Source organism: Undibacterium sp. Ji49W (genome assembly GCF_049340205.1).
GTDB lineage: Bacteria > Pseudomonadota > Gammaproteobacteria > Burkholderiales > Burkholderiaceae_D > Undibacterium.
The window spans coordinates 53,645-76,049 of sequence record NZ_JBMPOW010000010.1; the positions used below are offsets into that span (position 1 = coordinate 53,645).

Here is a 22,405-nt window from a genome sequence, read left to right on the forward strand (position 1 = left end):
ACTTATTTAGCGAAGGGGAACAGCACTGTGTAAGCCAGGAATGCCATTACGCCGAGTATCATTACAAACGCGTAGTGATAGATATAACCACTTTGCAACTGGCGTATCACTTTGGAGAACCAGCCAACCAGTTTCGCGCTGCCGTTCACCACCAGGCCATCAATCAGGCCCTTGTCACCGATATTCCACAAACCGCCACCCAGCAAGCGTGCGCCGCCAGCAAATACGATCTCGTTGAAACGATCCATGTAGTACTTGTTGTCCAGCAGCGTATAAATGGCACTTGCCTTTTCCTTGATTGCAGCAGGAATCGCAGGCTTGACCATGTAGAACACATAGGAAGTCACGACACCAGCCAGCGCCAGCCAGAATGGTGGCGTCATCAAGGCATGCAGGGCCATGGCGAATGGGGAATGGAACTCATGCCTGAGTTCTTCCATCGCATGGTGGGCTTCATTGACGAAAATAACATTGTCAAAGAATTTGCCAAACAACATGGGCTCGATAGAGAAGAAGCCAATGATCACCGAAGGTATTGCCAGCAAAACCAGCGGCAACCACACTACCAGTGGTGATTCATGCGGTTTTTGTCCTGGTGCCAGTCCATGGTGGTGCGCATCGTGGTCATCATGCGCATCATCTGCGTGTGCATCATGGCTATGGGTATCCTTCGCATGTGCATCTTTTGCATGTGCGTCGTGAGCATGATGATCATCATGGGCATGGCCAAAGTTTTCCTTGCCGTGGAAGACCAGGAAATACATGCGGAAAGAATAGAAGGCAGTCACAAACACACCTGCCAGCACGGCAAACTGGGCAAAGCCTGCGCCTGGCAAATGACTCGCCTGCACGGCTTCAATAATGCTGTCCTTGGAATAAAAGCCAGAAAAGAACGGCGTGCCAATCAGTGCCAACGAACCCAGCAAGGAAGTAATCCAGGTAATTGGCATGTATTTACGCAAACCACCCATATTACGGATGTCCTGGTCATGATGCATACCGATGATCACGGAACCTGCCGCCAGGAACAGCAATGCTTTAAAGAAGGCGTGCGTCATCAAATGGAATACCGCTACCGAATAGGCAGATGCACCCAGCGCCACGGTCATGTAACCAAGCTGCGACAGCGTCGAATACGCCACCACGCGCTTGATGTCGTTCTGGATAATCCCCAGGAAACCCATGAACAAGGCCGTAATCGAACCGATCACCATGATGAACGACAAGGCGGTATCAGACAATTCAAACAGTGGTGACATGCGCGATACCATGAAGATACCGGCCGTCACCATGGTTGCCGCGTGAATCAGTGCAGAAATCGGTGTCGGACCTTCCATCGAATCAGGCAACCATACATGCAGCGGGAATTGCGCAGATTTACCCATAGCACCGATAAACAGGCAGATACAGGCAACCGTGATCAGCATCCAGTCAGTATGTGGCAACAGCATGGCTGCCAATTCATTCTTCTTTGCGAACACTTCAACATAGTTCATGGAACCAGCATTTGCCACCAGCAAACCGATACCGAGGATGAAGCCAAAGTCACCTACGCGGTTAACCAGGAAGGCTTTCATGTTGGCGTAAATCGCGGTTGGCTTGGTGTACCAGAAACCGATCAGCAGATAAGACACCAGACCCACAGCTTCCCAGCCAAAGAACAATTGCAGGAAGTTGTTGCTCATGACCAGCATCAACATCGAAAAGGTGAACAGCGAGATGTATGAGAAGAAACGATTGTAACCTTCGTCTTCAGCCATATAGCCAATGGTATAGATATGTACCATCAGCGACACAAAGGTCACGACGCACATCATCATGGCCGTCAGGCTGTCAACCATAAAGCCGACTTCCAGCTTCAGGCCACCAACATTCATCCATTGATACAGGGTGGCGTTATAAGTAGCGCCATCCATCACGGCAGACAAAGTCATGCAAGAAATGACGAAGGCAATCAGCACGCCCAGTATGGTCGCGGTATGCGACACTTTTCGTCCGACCACATTGCCAAAAAACTTCGTTCCTAGCAAACCTGCGATAGCAGACCCTGCCAGAGGCGCCAGAGGTACTGCCAATAATAATTGTGGGTTAAGTTGCCCCGCCATGATGACCCTTTGTTAGCTTATTACTTTTCTTAAATCGCCAGCGTATGCCGGACTGTCGCTATGCAACAGCCCGCAGCATTATCCTTGTTAACCTTTTAATGCATCCAGGTCTTCGACATTGATCGTGTCCAGATTACGGAACAACACAACCAGTATTGCCAGACCAATCGCAGATTCAGCGGCGGCCACGGTCAATATGAAGAAGACGAATACCTGACCAGCGGCATCACCCAAATAATGAGAAAAAGCGATGAAATTAATATTCACTGCCAACAACATCAACTCGATCGCCATCAACAACACAATGATGTTTTTACGATTGAGGAAAATACCGACGATGGAAATCGCAAACAGGATTGCGCCCAATATCAGGTAGTGCGTCAAACTCAAAGTCAAAGCCATTTAAACCTCCTGCTTTACGGTCGCTGCCGCAGCGGCTGCGTTGCTGTCTGCACGATCAGATTCGGCCTTCATGCTGACGATACGGATACGGTCCTTGGCCTTCACTTTTACCGCAGCTGCCGGATCAAAGTATTTGCTGTCTTTGCGGCGACGCAAAGTCAGGGCAACAGCTGCCACAATCGCCAGCAACAAGATCGCTGCTGCTACCTCAAAGGCAAACTGATAATGCGTGAAAATTTCTATACCCAGGTACTTGGTATTGCCGATTTTGTCGGACAAGGCAGGTACATGATTGTCCGGACGCAAAAAACCGCGCCACAAAACGGCGGCCATTTCCAGCACGATGATACCGCCAACAGCGGCTGCCAACGGGAAATGACTCCAGAACCCTTCCCTGAGCTTGTCCAGATTGATGTCGAGCATCATCACGACAAACAGGAACAGCACCATGACCGCACCGACATATACCAGCACCAGCACAATCGCCAGGAACTCGGCCTTCAACAACATCCAGATACCGGCAGCGTTGAAGAAGGTCAGAACCAAAAACAAGGCGGCATGCACAGGATTGCGCGCAGAAATGACCTGAATCGCAGCGACTATCATGATCGCTGAGAAAACATAAAATAAAACGGTAGTAAATTCCATATCGAACCAGGTCCAGTTAGCGGTATGCGGCATCAGCGCTACGCGCTGCTGCAATTTGTGTCTCGTAACGATCACCTACGGCCAGCAGCATCTCTTTGGTGAAATACAGATCGCCGCGTTTTTCACCGTGGTATTCCAGTACATGGGTTTCCACAATCGAATCGACCGGGCAGGATTCTTCGCAGAAACCGCAGAAGATACACTTGGTCAGATCGATGTCATAACGGGTAGTACGACGGCTGCCATCAGCGCGCTGATCAGATTCGATCGTGATCGCCATGGCCGGGCACACTGCTTCACACAATTTACAGGCGATGCAGCGCTCTTCCCCATTCGGGTAACGGCGCAAGGCATGCAGACCACGGAAACGTGGAGATTGCGGTGTCTTTTCTTCCGGAAATTGCACCGTGATCTTGCGGGCAAACATATAGCGACCGGTCAGGGCCAGGCCCTTGATCAGCTCGCGCAGCATCAGGCTGCCAAAAAAATCCTTGATTGCTTCCATTTTTTTAGCCTCTTACTTCCAAATATTCCATGGAGTTTGTATCCATGCTGCGACGATCACCAGATACACCAGGGTCAACGGGATAAATACTTTCCAGCCCAGACGCATGATCTGGTCATAGCGATACCGCGGGAAAGAAGCACGTGCCCAGATGAACAGCGAAACCACAAAGAATGTCTTGATGCCAAGCCAGATCCAGCCCGGGATGAAATCCAGGAAACTGAATGGTGCTGACCAGCCGCCAAGGAACATCAGGGACGCCATCGCAGAAATCAAAATCATGTTGGCGTATTCAGCCAGGAAGAACATCGCGAACGACATGCCCGAATATTCAACCATGTGGCCGGCAACGATCTCGGATTCACCTTCGACCACGTCAAACGGATGACGGTTGGTTTCAGCAATACCGGAAATCACATACACCACAAACATGGGCAGCAGTGGCAGCCAGTTCCAGGAGAACAGGTTGAAACCGTGGCTGGCCGCAAAACCCTTGGTCTGCGCATTGACAATATCAGTCATATTCAAACTGCCGGACACCATCAGTACGATAACCAGTACAAAGCCCATGGCGATTTCATACGACACCATCTGTGCAGATGCACGCATGGCACCCAGGAAAGCATACTTGGAGTTGGATGCCCAACCGGCAATGATGATGCCGTAGACCTCCATCGAGGTGATAGCCATGATCAGCAACAGACCGGCATTGACGTTCGCCAACACGGTTTCCGGGCCGAAAGGAATCACCGACCAGGCTGCCAGCGCTGGCATGATGGTCATGATAGGTGCCAGTACGAACAAGACTTTATTCGCCTTGGCCGGGATGACGATTTCTTTCAGCAGCAGTTTCAGCGCATCAGCAATAGGCTGCAGCAAACCTGCCGGGCCAACGCGATTCGGGCCAAGACGGATATGCATCCAGCCTATCATCTTGCGTTCCCACAAGGTCAGGTAAGCCACGCAACCCATCACCGGCAAGGTGATACAGACGATCTTGACCAGTGTCCACAGGGGCATCCACAATGCGCCAAGATAGTGCTGACCCAATTCATGGATAGAGAGCAGCAAATTCATTATGCACGCTCCAGTTTGATAGCACCGAACATGCCGTCCAGATTGCTTGTCAAAGTATGACCAGCAGCAATCCTGACTACATTATCAGGCAGGGATTTATCTATTCCAACAGGGATCAGGGTAGAACCTGTTTTGCTTAGTCTTACCATATCGCCTTCGACAATGCCCTGTTTGCCAGCTTCGGCCTGACTGATCCATGCTTGCGGCGCACGCGCATCGGCAGTCAGTTGCAGGGATTCTGCACGACGTACGATGGCATCGGTACTATAGATACCGACATCAGCGATCCGTTCCAGACCAACACTGGCACTGGAAGAAACTGTGGGGGCGATTTTGGCCAGATTATTCAGTTGCAAGCTCAGGTCTGTTTCTGTGAACACTGTCGCACGCACTGCTTCTGCGGTTTCAAAATCAAAGTTTTCCAGACCCAGCAAATTGCCCAGTACACGCAAGACTTTCCACGCCGGGCGGGTATCGCCCAGTGGCTTGACCACACCGTGGAAGCTTTGTGCACGACCTTCACAACTGACGAAGGTACCGGCAGTTTCGGTGAATGGAGAAACTGGCAGCAATACGTCTGCATATTCAGCACCGTGCATGAATGGTGACATGACGACGACCATTTCAGCCTGATCCAGCGCTGCCTTGGCTTGTACCGGATGTGCACTGTCAAGCAAAGGCTCGGCATGCAATACGATGTAGGCTTTTTTAGCTTCAGTAAATACTGGCTTGGCATTGTTGGCCGGAATGGCGTTTGCCAGATAACCACCAACGGTGTTGGCTGCTTCTGTCAGGTAACCAAATTCACTGCCAGCATTTTCTGCTATCCATTGTGCCAGTGCGTGCAATTGCGATGCTTCTGGATGGTAAGACGCTGTATTACCCAGGAATACGCCTGCATTGCCAGCCACCAGACTCGCCGCAATCGCTTCTGCTTTTGCAGATGCCTGCACCGCTTCCAGACTGGCTGGTTTGGCGATTTCTTTCTTTGCTGCCACGGCTACCGCAACTTCAGCCAGGAAAGCAGTCCACTGTGAAGGTGCAACGACTGCATTGTTGGCCAGCTTAATGAGCAATTCATCATCCGTTGCATGCAAGATGCTGAGCTTGGCACCCATTTTTACCGATTGACGCAGGCGGGCCGCCAGCAAAGGATGGTCTTTACGCAGGAAAGAACCAATCACGAATACATTTTTCAACTGAGCAAACCTGGCGATGCTGGTACCCAGCCAAGGTTTGACGGCAGAATTCAAAGTGAAGTCAGACTGACGCAGACGGAAATCAATATTGTCAGAACCCAGGCCACGGATAACGCGTTGCAACAGGGTCAGTTCTTCCAGTGTGGCACTTGGTGCAGCAACACCGGCGATGGCATCAGCACCATGTTCATGCTTGACGTTACGCAAGCCGTGCGCAACATATTCCAGTGCTGTCTGCCAGTCAGTTTCCTGCCATAACCCGCCCTGCTTGATCATGGGCTTGGTCAGACGTTCTGCGCTGTTCAGTGCTTCGTAAGAGAAACGGTCTTTATCAGAAATCCAGCATTCATTGATTTCTTCGTTTTCCAGCGGTACTACGCGCATGACCTTGTTGTTCTTGACCTGAACAATCAGGTTGGAACCCAGGCCATCATGGGCACTCACCGATTTACGGCGGGACAATTCCCAGGTACGGGCAGAATAACGGAAAGGTTTGGATGTCAATGCGCCAACCGGACACAGGTCGATCATATTGCCAGACAATTCGGAATCAACCGTTTTACCGACGAAGGACGTGATTTCGGAATGTTCGCCACGGTTGAGCATGCCCAGTTCCATGACGCCAGCGATTTCCTGGCCGAAACGTACGCAGCGTGTGCAATGTATGCAACGGCTCATTTCTTCCATGGATACCAGTGGACCGACATCCTTGTGGAACACCACGCGTTTTTCTTCTTCGTAACGGGATGCCGTGCCGCCGTAACCGACAGCCAGATCCTGCAACTGACATTCACCACCCTGATCACAGATAGGGCAATCCAGCGGGTGATTGATGAGCAAAAATTCCATCACCGCTTTTTGTGCTTTTACTGCCTTGTCGCTGGAAGAACGCACGATCATGCCTGCAGTCACTGGTGTGGCGCAGGCAGGCAAAGGCTTCGGTGCTTTTTCAACCTCGACCAGACACATGCGGCAGTTGGCCGCAATAGATAATTTTTTGTGATAGCAAAAGTGCGGGATGTAGGTGCCAAGCTTATTGGCAGCGTCCATCACCATACTGCCCTCTTGGACTTCGACTTTTTTGCCGTCTATTTCGATTTCAACCATGGTCTACTCTAAGTGTGCTAACCGAAGCTGGCTTACATGTAAGTGGGCACCAAGCAATGCTTATGCTCGATGTGATATTCAAATTCTTCGCGGAAATTCTTGATCATGGCGCGCACCGGCATCGCCGCTGCATCACCGAGGGCACAAATTGTCTTGCCCTGAATATTGTCAGCGATGGAGTTCAGCATATCCAGATCGTCTGCACGACCCTGACCATGCTCAATACGATGCACCATGCGATACAACCAGCCTGTACCTTCGCGGCAAGGTGTGCATTGGCCACAGGATTCTTCAAAATAGAAGTAAGACAAACGCAACAATGATTTCACCATGCAGCGTGTTTCATCCATAACGATAACCGCACCGGAACCCAGCATGGAACCCGCCTTGGCGATGGAGTCATAATCCATGTCAGTAGCCATCATCACATCACCAGTCAATACAGGCATGGATGAACCACCGGGGATAACCGCCTTGATCTTTTTACCGTCGCGCATGCCACCAGCCAGTTCCAGCAGGGTCGCAAATGGCGTACCCAGTGGCACTTCATAATTGCCTGGTTTGGCTACGTCACCGGACATCGAGAAAATCTTGGTACCACCATTATTTGGTTTACCCAGCGCGGCGTATTTTTCGCCGCCCATGGCAAATACAAATGGCACTGCCGCAAAAGTTTCCGTGTTATTGATCGTGGTTGGCTTGCCATACAGACCGAAGCTGGCAGGGAAAGGCGGCTTGAAGCGTGGCTGCCCTTTCTTGCCTTCCAGCGATTCCAGCAAGGCTGTTTCTTCGCCGCAGATATACGCGCCATAACCGTGAAAAGCATGCAGCTGAAAATTGAATTCAGAACCGGCAATCTTGTCGCCAAGCATATTGGCTGCACGTGCTTCTTCCAGCGCTTCTTCGAAACGGTCGTAGTCAGCAAAAATTTCGCCGTGGATGTAGTTGTAACCTACCGTGATGCCCATGGCGTAAGCGCCTATTGCCATACCTTCGATCAGTGCATGCGGGTTATAACGAATGATGTCACGATCCTTGAATGTACCAGGCTCGCCCTCATCTGTATTACATACCAGGTATTTTTGGCCAGGGAACTGACGCGGCATGAAGCTCCACTTCAAACCGGTAGGAAAACCCGCGCCACCACGGCCACGCAAAGAAGATGCCTTCAACTCGGCAATCACTTGCTCAGGCGGGATTTTTTCGTTCAGGATACGCTTCAGAGATTCATAGCCACCACGTGCTACGTAATCTTCCAGATGCCAGTTTTTGCCATCCAGGCCAGCCAGTATCAAAGGCTTAATATGGCGATTGTGCAGACTCGTCATTATTTACCCGCCTCTTTCAGTTCATTGACCAGACCATCAATTTTTTCATTCGACATGAAACTGCACATGCGCTTGTTATTGACGATCATCACAGGTGCATCGCCACAGGCGCCCATGCATTCACCTTCTACCAGCGTGAACTGGCCGTCTGCCGTGGTTTCCTTGTAATCGATGCCGAGTCTTTGCTTCAGGTGATGTGCAGCACGTTCACCACCAGACAAGGCGCAAGGCAGATTGGTGCAGACCGAAATCTTGAACTTGCCCACCGGCTTGGTGTTGTACATGTTGTAGAAAGTCGCGACTTCCTGCACGGCTACCGCTGGCATGCCGATGTAATCAGCCAGGGTCTGCATGACTTCCGGAGATACCCAGCCAGTTTCATCCTGGGCAATAGCCAATGCGGCCATCACAGCGGACTGGCGCTGGTCAGCCGGGAACTTTGCCAGTTCACGATCAATTTTTTTAAATGCCTGCTCTGATAACACCATAGCTAATGCCTCGATTCGACGTCCTCAGGACGCCGCTTTATCTGTCAATCTCACCAAACACAATATCCTGAGTACCGATGATCGTTACCGCATCAGCAATCATGTGACCTTTTGCCATTTCATCCAAACCCTGCAAATGCGCGAAACCTGGCGCACGGATTTTCAGACGATAAGGCTTGTTAGCACCATCGGACATCAAGTAAATACCAAACTCGCCTTTTGGATGTTCAATCGCGGCATACGCTTCGCCGGCAGGAACATGGAAACCTTCGGTGAACAGTTTGAAATGATGGATGAGTTCTTCCATATTTGACTTCATGTTCACGCGATGTGGAGGCGCTACCTTGTGGTTATCGGTAATCACCGGACCCTGGTTATTTCGCAGCCATTCCACGCATTGCTTGATAATGCGGTTGGACTGACGCATTTCTTCCACACGGACCAGGTAACGGTCATAACTGTCACCATTCACACCAACCGGAATATCAAAGTCCAGCAAGTCATAGACTTCATACGGCTGCTTCTTGCGCAAATCCCATTCGATGCCTGAACCACGCAGCATAGGACCAGTAAAGCCCATGGCCATGGCACGCTCAGGCGACACCACACCAATACCGACCAGACGCTGCTTCCAGATACGGTTATCGGTCAACAGTGTTTCGTATTCATCGACGTATTTCGGGAAGCGATTGGTGAAGTCTTCAATGAAATCCAGCAGGGAACCCTGACGGTTTTCATTCAACAGACGCATGGCTTTTTCGTTCTTCAAAGCCGATGTCGTGAATTGCGGCATTTGATCCGGCAAATCACGGTACACACCACCTGGGCGATAGTAAGCAGCATGCAAACGCGCGCCCGAGACGGCTTCGTAGCAATCCATCAGGTCTTCACGTTCACGGAAAGCGTACAGGAACACGGCCATCGCACCAACGTCCAACGCATGCGCACCTATCCACAGCAAGTGGTTCAGCAAACGCGTGATTTCATCAAACATGACGCGGATATACTGTGCACGCAAAGGCACTTCCAGACCCAGCATCTTTTCAATCGCCATGACATACGCATGTTCATTGGCCATCATGGATACATAGTCCAGGCGATCCATGTAAGGCACGGATTGCAGGAAAGTTTTTTGTTCTGCCAGCTTTTCAGTCGCACGATGCAACAGACCGATATGCGGATCGGCACGCTGGATAACTTCACCATCGAGCTCAAGCACCAGGCGCAAAACACCGTGCGCAGCAGGATGCTGAGGACCGAAGTTCAGTGTGTAATTCTTAATCTCAGCCATTATTTCATCCCGTAATGTTCTTCACGAATGATACGCGGCACATTTTCGCGTGGTTCTATCGTGACAGGCTGGTAAACGACGCGCTTTTGATCTGCGTCATAGCGCATTTCAACATAGCCGGAAACTGGAAAGTCTTTACGGAAAGGATGTCCGATAAAACCATAGTCAGTCAGAATACGACGCAAATCATTGTGGCCATCAAACAAGATACCAAACAGATCAAACGCTTCACGCTCATACCAGTTGGCGGCGTTCCAGACATCAATCAGGGAAGGCACGACCGGCATTTCATCATCCGGCGCGAAGACACGTACGCGCAAACGCCAGTTGTTTTTGATGGACAGCAAATGCGAAACGGCGGCATAACGCGCACCTTCCCACACGCCATCACCATAGGCGGAATAATCGACGCCACACAGATCCAGCAATTCTTCAAAGTGGGTATCAGGATGATCGCGCAAGGCAAGCATGGCGCCCAGATACTCAGTTGCAGAAACCACGACAGTGATTTCACCCAGCGCATTTTTCAATTCCAGAATGCGCTCACCCAAGACCGTTTTTACTGCCGTCTCAAGGTTTTCCAGTTTGGTAGTCATAATTTAATGTTGCCCCGGCGACGACGCAATTAACGCGCAATGGTGTTAGTACGCTTGATCTTGTTTTGCAACTGTATGATGCCGTACATCAGGGCCTCTGCCGTTGGCGGGCAACCTGGTACATAGACATCAACCGGAACAATACGATCACAACCACGCACCACGGAATACGAATAGTGATAGTAACCACCGCCGTTAGCACAGGAACCCATGGAAATAACCCAGCGCGGCTCGGCCATCTGGTCATACACCTTGCGCAAGGCAGGTGCCATCTTGTTGCACAGCGTACCGGCAACGATCATCACGTCAGACTGACGCGGTGACGGGCGGAACACCACACCAAAACGATCCAGATCGTAACGCGAGGCACCAGCGTGCATCATTTCAACGGCACAACAGGCCAGACCAAAGGTCATGGGCCACATGGAACCGGTACGCGTCCAGTTGATCAGCTTGTCTGCCGTAGTGGTGACAAAGCCTTCACTCAATACACCTTCAATTGCCATAATTCATCACTCCCAATCCAGAGCGCCTTTTTTCCAGATGTACCAAAAACCCACACCGAATTCCAGTACGAAACCGAGCATGATCAGGAATCCCGTCCAGCCCAGGTCACGCATTGCTACGCCCCAGGGGAAGAAGAATGCCGTTTCCAGATCAAACAAAATGAACAGAATTGCCACCAGGTAGTAACGCACATCAAACTTCATGCGCGCATCTTCGAATGCCTCAAAACCGCACTCGTAAGCAGAATTTTTTTGAGAATCCGGTTTATATGGAGCGAGAATACGCCCCAACACTTGCGGCACCACACCTACAGCGATACCAACCAGAATAAAGAGAAGAACTGGGAAATAATTTTCGAGGTTCACGTTAGGCTACCTGTAATTGAATGCCAGATTGAAGCAAGTCATTTATTGATACTGACCAGCAAGAAACAACTGCTTCCTCGACCGAGTCAGCAAAGAAAACTGACTCTATTTTTATTGGTGCCGACGACGAGACTCGAACTCGTACAGCTTTCGCCACTACCCCCTCAAGATAGCGTGTCTACCAATTTCACCACGTCGGCCTAAGCCCAGCATTCTACTATGTATAGCCCCATTGTTCAACGCACAATTGCAGCAATTCAATGTTTTTTACTGGGTAAAATCAAATTATTTTGGAATCTGGTTTGCCTGACCGGCAGATGTTGAGGAAGCAGGCACTGCAGTAACAACCGGGCCAGAAGCTGCACCCGCAGATGTTGCCGGCGCAGCTGGCTTGGTCACAGTTACACCTTCCATAACGCCAATGGCAGGCTTACGGTTTCCACTGGAAACTGCCAGGCCCAAAGTCGCTGCAAAAAAGATCGCAGCCGCCACACCTGTCGCCTTGGACAGGAAGTTGGAAGAGCCAGTTGCACCAAACAGACTACCCGATGCACCAGAGCCAAAAGAGGCACCCATATCAGCACCTTTACCGTGCTGCAACAAAACCAGGGCAATAATTGTCAAAGCTGACAACACCTGAACAACCACAACCAACGTAAATAAAGTTTGCATTCAAGACATCCAAAAAAAATTAAGCATCCAACAAATTAATCCAAACAACTCAGGCTGCGGCAATAATCGACAGGAAATCCTGCGACTTCAATGCTGCACCACCGATCAGGCCGCCATCAATATCGGGCATTGCCAGCAATTCTGCGGCATTTTCCGGTTTCATGCTGCCACCATACAAAATTTGCACCTTGTCTGCGACTGCGGCATTTCTGGCTGCCATTTGCTGACGCAGGAATTGATGCACATCCTGCGCCATTTGTGGCGTTGCCGTCTTGCCTGTACCAATTGCCCATACCGGCTCATAAGCGACGACCACTGCCGCCATGTCACCCAGCACATCCAGAACTGCATTCAACTGCGCAGCCACCACCTGATTGGTTTGGCCGCTTTCACGCTGCTCCAGCGTTTCACCCACACAAACAATAGGCAACAGACCCGATTTCTGCAAGTGCAATGCCTTTTGCGCCACCAGCTCATCGCTTTCGGCATGATAGGCACGACGCTCAGAATGCCCGACTATCACATACTTGCTACCGCAATCCGCCAGCATAGTTGCCGATATCTCGCCGGTATAGGCGCCCTGCGCATGCACGGATACGTCTTGCGCACCCCACATGATAGCCGTACCCGTCAACAGTTCAGCACATTGCGCCAGATACGGCGCCGGTGGACAGACCAGAACATCACAACTCAATGATGCAGGCAAACCCGCTTTTATTTCAGACAACAATGAACGGTTGGCAGAAAAATTACCATTCATCTTCCAGTTACCGGCTATTAAGGTGCGTCGCATAGTAAGCCAAAATATAAATAACCGTCTATTGTAGCCCTCAGCGCTATCAGGGTCAAACCAGCCCACTCAGGTTTATGACTTTATGACTACAAATCCGGCAGCATTTTGCGGTTCACTGGTCATTTTTTGCGCAAAAACACTATCTTTTTGATCACAACAACACAATTCGCCTGCCTAGCCAGCATCCATGGACAGCATGATTTTCCCTATATGCGCACCCTCTTCCATCATGGCATGCGCCTGTGCGGCCTGCGCCAGAGGAAATACATGATGGATCACAGGCACGATGGTCCTGGCAGTCAGCAATGGCCAGACACGCTCCTGCAATTCAGCCGCAATCGCCTTTTTGAATGCCACCGGGCGCGGGCGCAGGGTGGAACCTGTAACCGTCAAGCGACGACGCAACACCTGGGCCAGATCCAGTTCGGCAGAATTCCCCCCGAGCAGCGCAATGATGGCCAGACGACCGTCATCCGCAAGGCAATTGATTTCTTTAGGCACATAACTACCCGCTACCATATCAAGAATGACGTCAACACCTTTGCCTGCCGTTAATTCTTTAACGACGTCAGCAAATTGCTCGGTCTTGTAGTTGATACCACGCTCAGCCCCCAGTTTTTCTGTCGCACGACATTTATCGTCCGAGCCCGCAGTGGCAAACACACGATGGCCCAGCGCCTTTGCAATTTGAATCGCTGCCACACCAATACCCGAAGTACCACCCTGTACCAGAAAAGTTTCGCCCGGCGACAAGTGGGCGCGCTGAAACACATTGCTCCAGACCGTGAAATATGTTTCCGGCAAGGATGCCGCCTCCAGCAAAGACAGGCCCTGCGGCACTTTCAGACACTGACCGGCTGGTGCTACGCAATATTCGGCATAACCACCGCCCTGCACCAAAGCACAAACCTGGTCACCAATCTGAAATGCACTACCTTCAAGATCGCCGGCAACCACCTCCCCTGCTACTTCCAGCCCGGGCAAATCAGACGCACCCGCAGGCACAGGATAAAACCCCAGGCGCTGCAAGACATCAGGCCGGTTCACGCCAGCGGCACTGACCCGTATCAGCAATTCACCCTTGCCAGGCACAGGCACGGGCCGGGTGGTAATCTGCAACACTTCCGGCTTGCCGTACTGGGTGATTTCTATGGCGCGCATTTCAGTTTTCATGTGGACTCATCCATAAAGTGAACTCTTGGGCCTGAATTGTAAGCGAATAAAAAAACGCCCGTGCAAAGCACGGGCGTTTCTACATTTTCCAGCCTGACAGTGCAAGGCGTTGTCTGCCATTGCGGCTGTCGCTTTACTTCAGCTGTTATTATTGTTGCTGCTGTGGCTGAGCTTGCACTTCAGACTCAGACAATGCCGCCTTCATGGACAACTTGAAGCGACCACGATCATCTGTTTCCAGCACTTTGACACGCACTTGCTGACCTTCTTTGAGGTAGTCAGCAACTGCATTCACGCGCTCATTGGCGATCTGGCTGATGTGCAGCAAACCATCTTTGCCTGGCATGATTTGTACAATCGCACCGAAGTCCAGCAACTTCAATACCGTACCTTCGTAGACCTTGCCAACTTCAACTTCTGCTGTCAGTTCTTCGATACGACGTTTGGCTTCCTGACCAGCGGCTGCATCAACAGAAGCGATAGTCACTACACCTTCATCGCTGATATCGATTTGTGTGCCGGTTTCTTCTGTCAAGGCACGGATCACTGCACCACCCTTACCGATAACATCACGGATTTTTTCAGGATTGATCTTGACTGTGATCAGACGTGGCGCGAAGTCAGACAATTCGGATTTGCCGACAGGTACAGCTTCCTGCATTTTACCCAGAATATGGATACGGCCTTCTTTGGCTTGCGCCAGAGCGACTTGCATGATTTCTTTGGTAATACCCTGGATTTTGATATCCATTTGCAGAGCAGTAATGCCTTCTGCAGTACCGGCCACTTTAAAGTCCATGTCGCCAAGGTGATCTTCATCACCCAGGATGTCTGTCAGAACAGCAAACTTGTTGCCATCCTTGATCAGACCCATGGCGATACCGGCAACGTGTGCTTTCATAGGCACGCCAGCATCCATCAACGCCAGGCAGCCACCGCAGACGGAAGCCATGGAAGAAGAACCATTGGATTCAGTAATTTCGGACACCAGACGGACTGAGTAGCTGAAATCTTCCGGATCAGGCAGAGCAGCCTGCAATGCGCGTTTAGCCAGACGGCCATGACCGATTTCACGACGCTTAGGTGTGCCAACACGACCTGTTTCGCCAGTAGCGAACGGAGGCATGTTGTAATGCAGCATGAAGCGGTCAGAATATTCACCCATCAGCGCATCAATTTTTTGCTCGTCACGGGCAGTACCCAGCGTAGCAATCACCAAAGCCTGTGTTTCACCGCGTGTGAACAGGGCTGTACCATGCGTACGTGGCAAAACGCCAGTACGGATGCTGATAGGACGCACAGTGCGTGTATCACGGCCATCGATACGTGGCTCGCCTTCCAGGATTTGGGAACGAACGATTTTCGCTTCCAGATCAAACAGGATATTGCCTACTTCGGATGAATCAGGAGCAGCCTCACCTTTGGCAGTTGCCTGCTCAGCCAGGGCTGCAGCCACTGAAGAAGTTGCCGCCTTCAATTGCTCAGTACGTGCCTGTTTTTCTTTGGTTTGATAAGCAGCGCGCAACAAAGGCTCTGCCACTGCCGTGACAGCAGCGATCAGTGGTTCATTTTTTGCAGCAGGCGCCCATTGCACTTCAGGCTTGCCACCGTCACGTACCAATTCATGGATCGCATCGATCACAGCTTTCATTTGCGTATGGCCATAGACCACCGCGCCCAGCATGACTTCTTCAGACAATTGCTGCGCTTCAGATTCCACCATCAACACGGCTTGCTCAGTACCGGCAACAACCAGATCCAGCTTGGATTGTTTCAGTTGAGTTGCGGTTGGGTTCAATACATATTGACCATCGATATAGCCAACACGTGCAGCGCCAACCGGGCCACTGAATGGGATGCCAGCAACGGAAATTGCTGCGGAAGCACCAATCATTGCAGCGATATCAGGGTCGATTTCCGGATTGACGGACAGTACATGAATGATGACCTGGACTTCGTTCAGGTAGCCTTCCGGGAACAGCGGACGGATAGGCCTGTCGATCAAACGGGAAGTCAGTGTTTCTTTTTCTGATGGACGACCTTCACGCTTGAAGAAACCGCCAGGAATACGGCCGGCCGCGTAAGTTTTTTCCATGTAATCCACGGTCAGAGGAAAGAAATCCTGACCTGGCTTGGCATCCTTCTTTGCAACAACGGTTGCCAGTATAACGGTATCTTCTATGGATACCAGGACCGCGCCAGATGCCTGGCGGGCGATTTCACCGGTTTCCAGTGTGACCTGGTGCTGACCGTATTGGAAGGTTTTGGTAATTTTATTAAACACAATGTGTCCTTTCTATTTTGCCGACAGATTTTCAGGCGCTGTCGTTCACCTCACCGCGAGCAATCCGTCTGGATCGCTTTTTGCCTGCTTTCAACTTTTTCGTCAAAAACCGGGCTAAAACTGGGGAAAACTAAAACTCTACATAGACAAAAAGCCTGCGACAGACGACTGACGCAGGCTTTTTACTACCAATGATTTGCTAAGCTCAGCAAGAATTACTTACGCAAGCCGAGTTTTTCGATCAGTGAGCGATAGCGATTCAAGTCTTTACCTTTCAGGTAAGACAACAGACTCTTACGACGGTTAACCATCATGATCAAACCACGACGGGAGTGGTGATCTTTAGAGTGTGCTTTGAAGTGACCATTCAGGTCATTGATACGTGCAGTCAGCAACGCAACTTGTACTTCAGGAGAGCCTGTGTCATTTTGACCACGGGCATTGTCCGCTACGATAGCGGCTTTTGCATTTTTTTCGATAGACATAATTTTCCTTAACATGCGATAACAAGAGTCGCCGTATTTATAAAATACAGCTACAAAACCATCGTTATCGTGAAATAGCAATTCCGCCGGAATGACGGAACGCGTGACTATAACACCGTTTTACGCCGGAATCAAACCCCTGCTTAAATTTGCGGATTAAGTTTTTCGGTTTTTGATTGCAATTTATTCAAGGCTGACAGATAGGCTTTCGCTGAAGCAACAACAATATCCGGATCCGCGCCAACACCATTGACTATGCGGCCCGCTTTCGACAGGCGCATCGTAACCTCGCCCTGCGACTGGGTACCAGTCGTAATGGCATTGACCGAGAACAGCAGCAACTCTGCCCCGCTCTGCACTTTGGAATCAATCGCATTGACAATGGCATCAACCGGACCGTTACCATTACCCTCACAAGTCACTTCCTTGCCGTCCGAAGTAAATACCACCTTGGCGAATGGCAATTCACCCGTTTCCGAACGCTGGGACAAAGACACATAATGGAAGGCATCGTTATTCTGTGCATGCTCTTCATCGGATACCAGGGCCAGAATATCTTCATCGAATATTTCCGACTTGCGGTCAGCCAGTTCCTTGAAACGGGCAAAGGCTGCATTGACTTCAACTTCTGATTCCAGCGCTATGCCCAACTCTTCCAGGCGCTGCTTGAAGGCATTACGGCCAGACAATTTACCCAGAACCAGTTTATTCGCGCTCCAACCCACATCTTCAGCGCGCATGATTTCATAGGTATCACGGGCCTTCAAAATACCGTCCTGATGGATGCCGGATGCATGTGCAAAGGCGTTCGCGCCGACTACGGCCTTATTCGGCTGCACTGCAAAACCGGTGATTTGCGACACCAGCTTGGAGGCAGGCACGATCTGACTGATATCGATGCCCAGTTGCAAATCAAAGTAATCTTTACGGGTGCGCACGGCCATGACGATTTCTTCGAGTGCAGTATTACCTGCGCGCTCACCCAGGCCATTGATCGTACATTCAATCTGACGTGCTCCACCTATCATGACACCAGCCAGGGAATTGGCCACGGCCATACCCAGGTCGTTATGGCAATGTACGGACCAGACCGCCTTGTCGGAATTGGGGATGCGTTCACGCAGAGATTTCAGCATATTGCCGTACAACTCAGGCACGGCATAACCCACGGTGTCAGCAAAGTTAATGGTGGTTGCGCCTTCCTTGATGACCGCTTCCAGAACGCGACACAGGAAATCCATATCCGAGCGGCTGCCATCTTCCGGGCTGAATTCAACATCGTTCGTAAAATTGCGGGCATAACGCACCGCCTGTATTGCCTGTTCCAGCACCTGATCAGGCGTCATGCGCAATTTCTTTTCCATATGCAGCGGGGATGTTGCAATGAAAGTATGAATACGCTTGCGCTCTGCAGCCTGCAAGGCTTCGGCTGCGCGGGCAATGTCACGGTCATTGGCACGCGACAAGGAACAAATCGTCGAATCCTTGATGATGGAAGCGATCGCCTTGATGGATTCAAAATCACCTGGCGATGCAGCAGCAAAACCAGCCTCAATCACATCGACCTTCATTCTTTCCAGCTGCTTGGCAATGCGGATTTTTTCATCCTTGGTCATGGATGCACCAGGGGATTGTTCGCCATCACGCAAGGTTGTGTCGAATATGATGAGTTTGTCGGCCATGATTTTGCTCCTGAGATAGATTTAAATATGAGATAAAACTGCAAATTGTGAATATTCTTTGACCTACCCTTGCAAGACGCACATGGGTGGCGAGACTACTCGAATTGTGGGTGTAGGGGGATTTAGCGCGTGAACGCTAGTAGAGATGCCAGCAATAGCGATAGCAGACCAGACAGGCCTGCCAAAGTGTTTTTTGCTATTGATGTGGATGCGAAGTTCATGCCAAAGACTATAAGCGCGATTGCGAAAAAGTGCAAGAATTTATAGCAGCAAATTCCTGTTTTTCTCAGGTAGAAAAGCAAAAAAGCCGCAATACATTTTCCGTATTGCGGCTTTTCTTGTAAAACACCAAATTTAATCAGGCTGACACTGTTTTACGCATGCTCATTTTTCTTCATGATGCTCGACACTGGTCTGAACGATACTGACAGGCCTGCCCTTGCGCCAGCGCCACAGCAGCACGACATAACCAGACAAGCCATACAGGACGAACAGGCCAAATAAAACCTTGGGTGGATCACTGACCACAGCAACATAAGCCAATACAATCAAAAATGGAGCAATAAACGGTACTGAACGACGCAAATTAACATCCTTGAAGCTATAGAAAGGCACATTGGTCACCATGGTCAACCCGGCAAACAAGGTAATGCTCCAGGTACTCCAGCTCAGTTCACGCCCGGGGAAGTGCAAGTCTTCCATCAGCAACACAAAGCCCGCCACCAGTGCCGCAGCAGCCGGGCTGGGCAAACCCTGAAAGTAGCGCTTGTCGACAATCCCTATATTTGTATTAAATCGCGCCAGGCGCAAGGCAGCACCGGCACAATACACAAAGGCCGCCAGCCAGCCCAGCTTGCCCATGCCCTTTAACGACCATTCATAGGCAACCAGTGCAGGCGCTGCGCCAAAAGAAATCATGTCAGACAAACTATCGTACTGGGCACCAAATTCGCTTTGGGTATTGGTCATGCGGGCCACGCGGCCATCCAGGCTATCGAGCACCATAGCCACAAAAATCGCCAGTGCAGACTGGTCAAAACGTTGATTCATCGCCATCACAATGGCATAAAAACCGCAAAACAGGGCTGCTGTTGTAAAAGCATTTGGCAACAGGTAGATGCCACGCCGGGGTTTTACCGGCGCCCGCACATCCTCGCCCTCATGCGCACTTGCAGGCGCATTCTTGCGCATCCCCTTGGGGAATAACTTGAAACTGCCTTTAGGCTTTCGTTTTAGTATAGGTGCCATTCTTGCTATCGTAATCTGTGAAGTATCTCCATTGCCAGGGCAAAGGATGCAAAAGTGTTGGAAGTATAACCGTGATTATTGACTGGGAAAACAATTCGCTTGTTTGAATAGCCTGGATGTTGCAGTGCCTGGCACAAGACAACCGCTCCAAATCAGAATATACACACTGGTTGAGACAGGTTATTCAATGCTTGCCGAAAAAACGCATTCCCATGGCCTACTGCCACACTCAACATCTGATCCCATTATTTTTTAGAAGTACAGCATGGTCTTTTGTATTCCACGAGAAGGACGAGTAGCCACCTGTTCATATCTACAAATACAAAAAGCAAGAATTGAGAATGTCACTTTTCAGCAGCGATCGCGAGCCTGTAAATAAAAGGGGCATGATCTCAATGCCCACCTTATCCCACGGAAGCATGCGCATATCGATTAGCTGCTTGCAATTACATAGACACAATTTCGATTCACTGCCCCAAAAAAATCGCACTAAGAAGGACTTACGCAAAACTGTCTCAGTAAGGGGCTGCAACGCTTTGGGGCAGTTTTGCGTAAGTCCTAATAAGAAAATATTTGCTAGCAAACGGACTATGAGGCAACATACCCCGCCACTCCAACATCTTTTTGAACCAAGACAGCTATGACCACCTGCCCAAAATGCGAATACCGACGCAAACCTACGGACGATGCCCCTGACTGGCAATGTCCCCGTTGCGGTGTTGCATACAATAAAGTAATGGCGACCAATGGTAATGCCCGCCTGCAAGCGGGAGTAAATCATAATTCCAACAGAAAAGCTCCGCCCGCTCCAACAATGGAAGTCAATGCTTTCCCATGGAAATTATTACTACCACTTGTGATATTGGTAGCCGTTGGCTTCGGCATTTGGAAAGTCAAACATCCGTCAACAGCTACCATTGCAAATGAGCAAGCCGCGCAGTTTGCGGAAGCAAAAAGAGATTTCGATAACAACAATATGCATTCGGCGATGAAGCTGTTTGCCCCACTTGCCGAACAGGGCAATGCCAAGGCCCAATATTATCTGGGACGTACCTATTCCATCTCCATCCATTTCAGTGTGGGCAACGGCAAGGATCTGGTTCCGGACTATGACAAAGTCATATATTGGCTTGAGAAGGCAGCCAAACAAGGGGATGCACCAGCCCAAGTTGAACTTGGAAAATTATACGAACGCGGCATTGTTCATGGAATAGATAAGGATCCGGCGAAGGCGAAATCATGGTACGAAATGGCGGCAGCACAAAATGATCGCCAATCCCAATTCAGGCTAGGTGTCATGCAGGAAGAAAGCGCGAAAGTACAGTTTGATTACAAGTTGGCTGCGAATTGGTACAGGCTGGCTGCAAATCAGGGCAGCGCTGGTGCCTTGTTAAATTTGGGGAAGTTTTACGCGGAAGGTAAAGGCGTTGAGCAAAATGGTGTCACTGCCTACGCCCTGCTGACGCTTGCCGACGAAAAGTTCACCAAACATATCGACGAGGGTGAGGGCTTTTGGGCAAGTTCACTCAAAGAATCGTTGGCGAAAAAAATTTCAGCTGAAGAACAGGGCAAAGGCCTATCGCTTGCGGCAGCAATAGCTAATGGGGCAAGCATTCCAGAATAAACTCCCAAATCCAGTCCGCAGTTTTGGGAGAAAAAGCGCTGCTGATTTATTTACCTTTTACTGGCCGCATACTACTGGAAAAACCCGCAATCTCTTGCGGGTTTTCGCCCCCCATCCTCGGCAAGGCAAAACTTAACAAGGAAATGTCCTTGTTGACAATGGAACGTGCAGCTCCCTTCCCCAGAGGGCTCGTCAATACCGAATCAATAGCAGTATCGCCATCGATTTTTACCGTCTTGCGATCAATTATCCGCGCATCTTTGCAGTCGGTCCAAGCTCCCGTCATATCAGCTCCGGGATCGTTACTGCCGTTGCGAATATTCTTTTCTGATTGTTTTTGTATGACGATGGTGAATTCAGTACTTTTGGTCTCTGCCGTACATATTTTGGCGTCAGTATCCGACATATTTATCAAACCAAAATTTTTACAATTCGCAGCATAGGGGATTATCTTGCATTGAAAATCCAAGCCTTTGGGTACAGTAATGACATATTTTTCATCGGCTATTTTTATTTCATTGCTTGTTTTACCTTTACTGCATGCCAACAGGCACAAAGGTAAAAAAATACTTAGCACGACAAAGTACGACGGGGTGCGATTAACCATGAAATGTCCTTAAAAATAGATACGTACAATCCATCCTATTTTACGCAATTACCAACTTGACTTGAAGACAAAAAAATCGCCCCTGAGGGCGATTTTTTCTTCGAGCTGCGTGCGCCTGCAAGCGCACGCTGGATGATGCCCGGCGATCTCAGCAATTAGTTTTTACTTTGATCAACCAGTTTGTTTTTAGCAATCCATGCGCACTTGAAGGCGTAAAAA

21 protein-coding genes and 1 tRNA gene are annotated in these 22,405 nt (G+C 50.1%); 1 reads left to right on the forward strand and 21 read right to left on the reverse strand.

Going from position 1 to position 22,405, the window contains the following annotated elements; all coding sequences use genetic code 11:
* Window positions 1–2: 2 nt before the first annotated feature.
* The 20 genes from nuoL to pssA form a co-directional block, all read right to left on the reverse strand.
* Entirely contained in the window at window positions 3–2,105 is a 2,103-nt protein-coding gene (gene nuoL / locus ACO0LK_RS13845) for an NADH-quinone oxidoreductase subunit L (protein ID WP_422975966.1), read from the reverse strand.
* A gap of 87 nt (window positions 2,106–2,192) precedes the next feature.
* The gene (gene nuoK / locus ACO0LK_RS13850) at window positions 2,193–2,507 is read right to left on the reverse strand and encodes an NADH-quinone oxidoreductase subunit NuoK (RefSeq protein WP_162041807.1); all 315 of its coding nucleotides are present in this window, start codon (window positions 2,505–2,507) and stop codon (window positions 2,193–2,195) included.
* Window positions 2,508–3,155: an NADH-quinone oxidoreductase subunit J gene (locus tag ACO0LK_RS13855; protein WP_422976254.1), complete on the reverse strand. Its 648-nt coding sequence runs from the start codon at window positions 3,153–3,155 to the stop codon at window positions 2,508–2,510.
* A gap of 16 nt (window positions 3,156–3,171) precedes the next feature.
* Window positions 3,172–3,660 (reverse strand): NADH-quinone oxidoreductase subunit NuoI, encoded by a 489-nt coding sequence (nuoI, locus tag ACO0LK_RS13860; RefSeq protein WP_422975968.1) that lies wholly within the window; start codon window positions 3,658–3,660, stop codon window positions 3,172–3,174.
* 12 nt (window positions 3,661–3,672) lie between these two features.
* Window positions 3,673–4,737, reverse strand: a complete 1,065-nt coding sequence (gene nuoH, locus ACO0LK_RS13865; RefSeq protein WP_222619426.1) for an NADH-quinone oxidoreductase subunit NuoH — start codon at window positions 4,735–4,737, stop codon at window positions 3,673–3,675.
* On the reverse strand, window positions 4,737–7,043 hold the full coding sequence (gene nuoG, locus ACO0LK_RS13870; protein ID WP_422975970.1) for an NADH-quinone oxidoreductase subunit NuoG: 2,307 nt from the start codon (window positions 7,041–7,043) through the stop codon (window positions 4,737–4,739). Before nuoG ends, nuoH begins: the two co-directional genes overlap by 1 nt.
* Before the next feature lie 32 nt (window positions 7,044–7,075).
* A complete protein-coding gene (gene nuoF / locus ACO0LK_RS13875; protein WP_422975972.1) occupies window positions 7,076–8,371 on the reverse strand; it encodes an NADH-quinone oxidoreductase subunit NuoF in 1,296 nt (431 codons plus the stop codon).
* Window positions 8,371–8,859, reverse strand: coding sequence for an NADH-quinone oxidoreductase subunit NuoE (gene nuoE, locus ACO0LK_RS13880; protein ID WP_186949043.1), 489 nt, complete (start codon window positions 8,857–8,859; stop codon window positions 8,371–8,373). The genes nuoF and nuoE overlap by 1 nt, the downstream gene beginning before the upstream one ends.
* Before the next feature lie 37 nt (window positions 8,860–8,896).
* Window positions 8,897–10,150 carry an NADH-quinone oxidoreductase subunit D gene (locus tag ACO0LK_RS13885; RefSeq protein WP_422975974.1) on the reverse strand — a complete coding sequence of 418 codons (1,254 nt, stop codon included), beginning with the start codon at window positions 10,148–10,150 and terminating at the stop codon, window positions 8,897–8,899.
* Entirely contained in the window at window positions 10,150–10,746 is a 597-nt protein-coding gene (locus tag ACO0LK_RS13890) for an NADH-quinone oxidoreductase subunit C (RefSeq protein ID WP_422975976.1), read from the reverse strand. The genes ACO0LK_RS13885 and ACO0LK_RS13890 overlap by 1 nt, the downstream gene beginning before the upstream one ends.
* 29 nt (window positions 10,747–10,775) lie before the next feature.
* Window positions 10,776–11,252: a NuoB/complex I 20 kDa subunit family protein gene (locus ACO0LK_RS13895; protein WP_186949040.1), complete on the reverse strand. Its 477-nt coding sequence runs from the start codon at window positions 11,250–11,252 to the stop codon at window positions 10,776–10,778.
* Window positions 11,253–11,258: 6 nt separating this feature from the next.
* Window positions 11,259–11,618 carry an NADH-quinone oxidoreductase subunit A gene (locus ACO0LK_RS13900; protein WP_186949039.1) on the reverse strand — a complete coding sequence of 120 codons (360 nt, stop codon included), beginning with the start codon at window positions 11,616–11,618 and terminating at the stop codon, window positions 11,259–11,261.
* Window positions 11,619–11,733: 115 nt separating this feature from the next.
* Window positions 11,734–11,818: transfer RNA gene (locus ACO0LK_RS13905), tRNA-Leu, on the reverse strand.
* A gap of 85 nt (window positions 11,819–11,903) precedes the next feature.
* Complete coding sequence (gene secG / locus ACO0LK_RS13910; RefSeq protein WP_422975979.1) at window positions 11,904–12,290, reverse strand: preprotein translocase subunit SecG; 387 nt, start codon at window positions 12,288–12,290, stop codon at window positions 11,904–11,906.
* A 49-nt stretch (window positions 12,291–12,339) separates the two neighbouring features.
* The gene (tpiA, locus tag ACO0LK_RS13915) at window positions 12,340–13,083 is read right to left on the reverse strand and encodes a triose-phosphate isomerase (protein WP_422975981.1); all 744 of its coding nucleotides are present in this window, start codon (window positions 13,081–13,083) and stop codon (window positions 12,340–12,342) included.
* Window positions 13,084–13,257: 174 nt separating this feature from the next.
* Window positions 13,258–14,244, reverse strand: coding sequence for an NAD(P)H-quinone oxidoreductase (locus tag ACO0LK_RS13920; RefSeq protein ID WP_422976256.1), 987 nt, complete (start codon window positions 14,242–14,244; stop codon window positions 13,258–13,260).
* A gap of 160 nt (window positions 14,245–14,404) precedes the next feature.
* Window positions 14,405–16,540, reverse strand: a complete 2,136-nt coding sequence (gene pnp / locus ACO0LK_RS13925; protein ID WP_422975983.1) for a polyribonucleotide nucleotidyltransferase — start codon at window positions 16,538–16,540, stop codon at window positions 14,405–14,407.
* Window positions 16,541–16,755: 215 nt separating this feature from the next.
* Window positions 16,756–17,025 (reverse strand): 30S ribosomal protein S15, encoded by a 270-nt coding sequence (gene rpsO, locus ACO0LK_RS13930; protein WP_110253976.1) that lies wholly within the window; start codon window positions 17,023–17,025, stop codon window positions 16,756–16,758.
* 143 nt (window positions 17,026–17,168) lie between these two features.
* Window positions 17,169–18,707: a 2-isopropylmalate synthase gene (locus ACO0LK_RS13935; protein ID WP_186949035.1), complete on the reverse strand. Its 1,539-nt coding sequence runs from the start codon at window positions 18,705–18,707 to the stop codon at window positions 17,169–17,171.
* Window positions 18,708–19,091: 384 nt separating this feature from the next.
* Window positions 19,092–19,955 (reverse strand): CDP-diacylglycerol--serine O-phosphatidyltransferase, encoded by an 864-nt coding sequence (gene pssA / locus ACO0LK_RS13940; RefSeq protein WP_422975986.1) that lies wholly within the window; start codon window positions 19,953–19,955, stop codon window positions 19,092–19,094.
* Between the two features lie 640 nt (window positions 19,956–20,595).
* Between pssA and ACO0LK_RS13945 the strand changes: the two genes are divergently transcribed.
* Window positions 20,596–21,579, forward strand: a complete 984-nt coding sequence (locus ACO0LK_RS13945) for a tetratricopeptide repeat protein (RefSeq protein WP_422975988.1) — start codon at window positions 20,596–20,598, stop codon at window positions 21,577–21,579.
* Window positions 21,580–21,625: 46 nt separating this feature from the next.
* On the opposite strand, the gene ACO0LK_RS13950 is transcribed toward ACO0LK_RS13945, so the two are convergent.
* Window positions 21,626–22,186, reverse strand: a complete 561-nt coding sequence (locus ACO0LK_RS13950) for a hypothetical protein (protein WP_422975990.1) — start codon at window positions 22,184–22,186, stop codon at window positions 21,626–21,628.
* Between the last annotated feature and the right edge of the window lie 219 nt (window positions 22,187–22,405).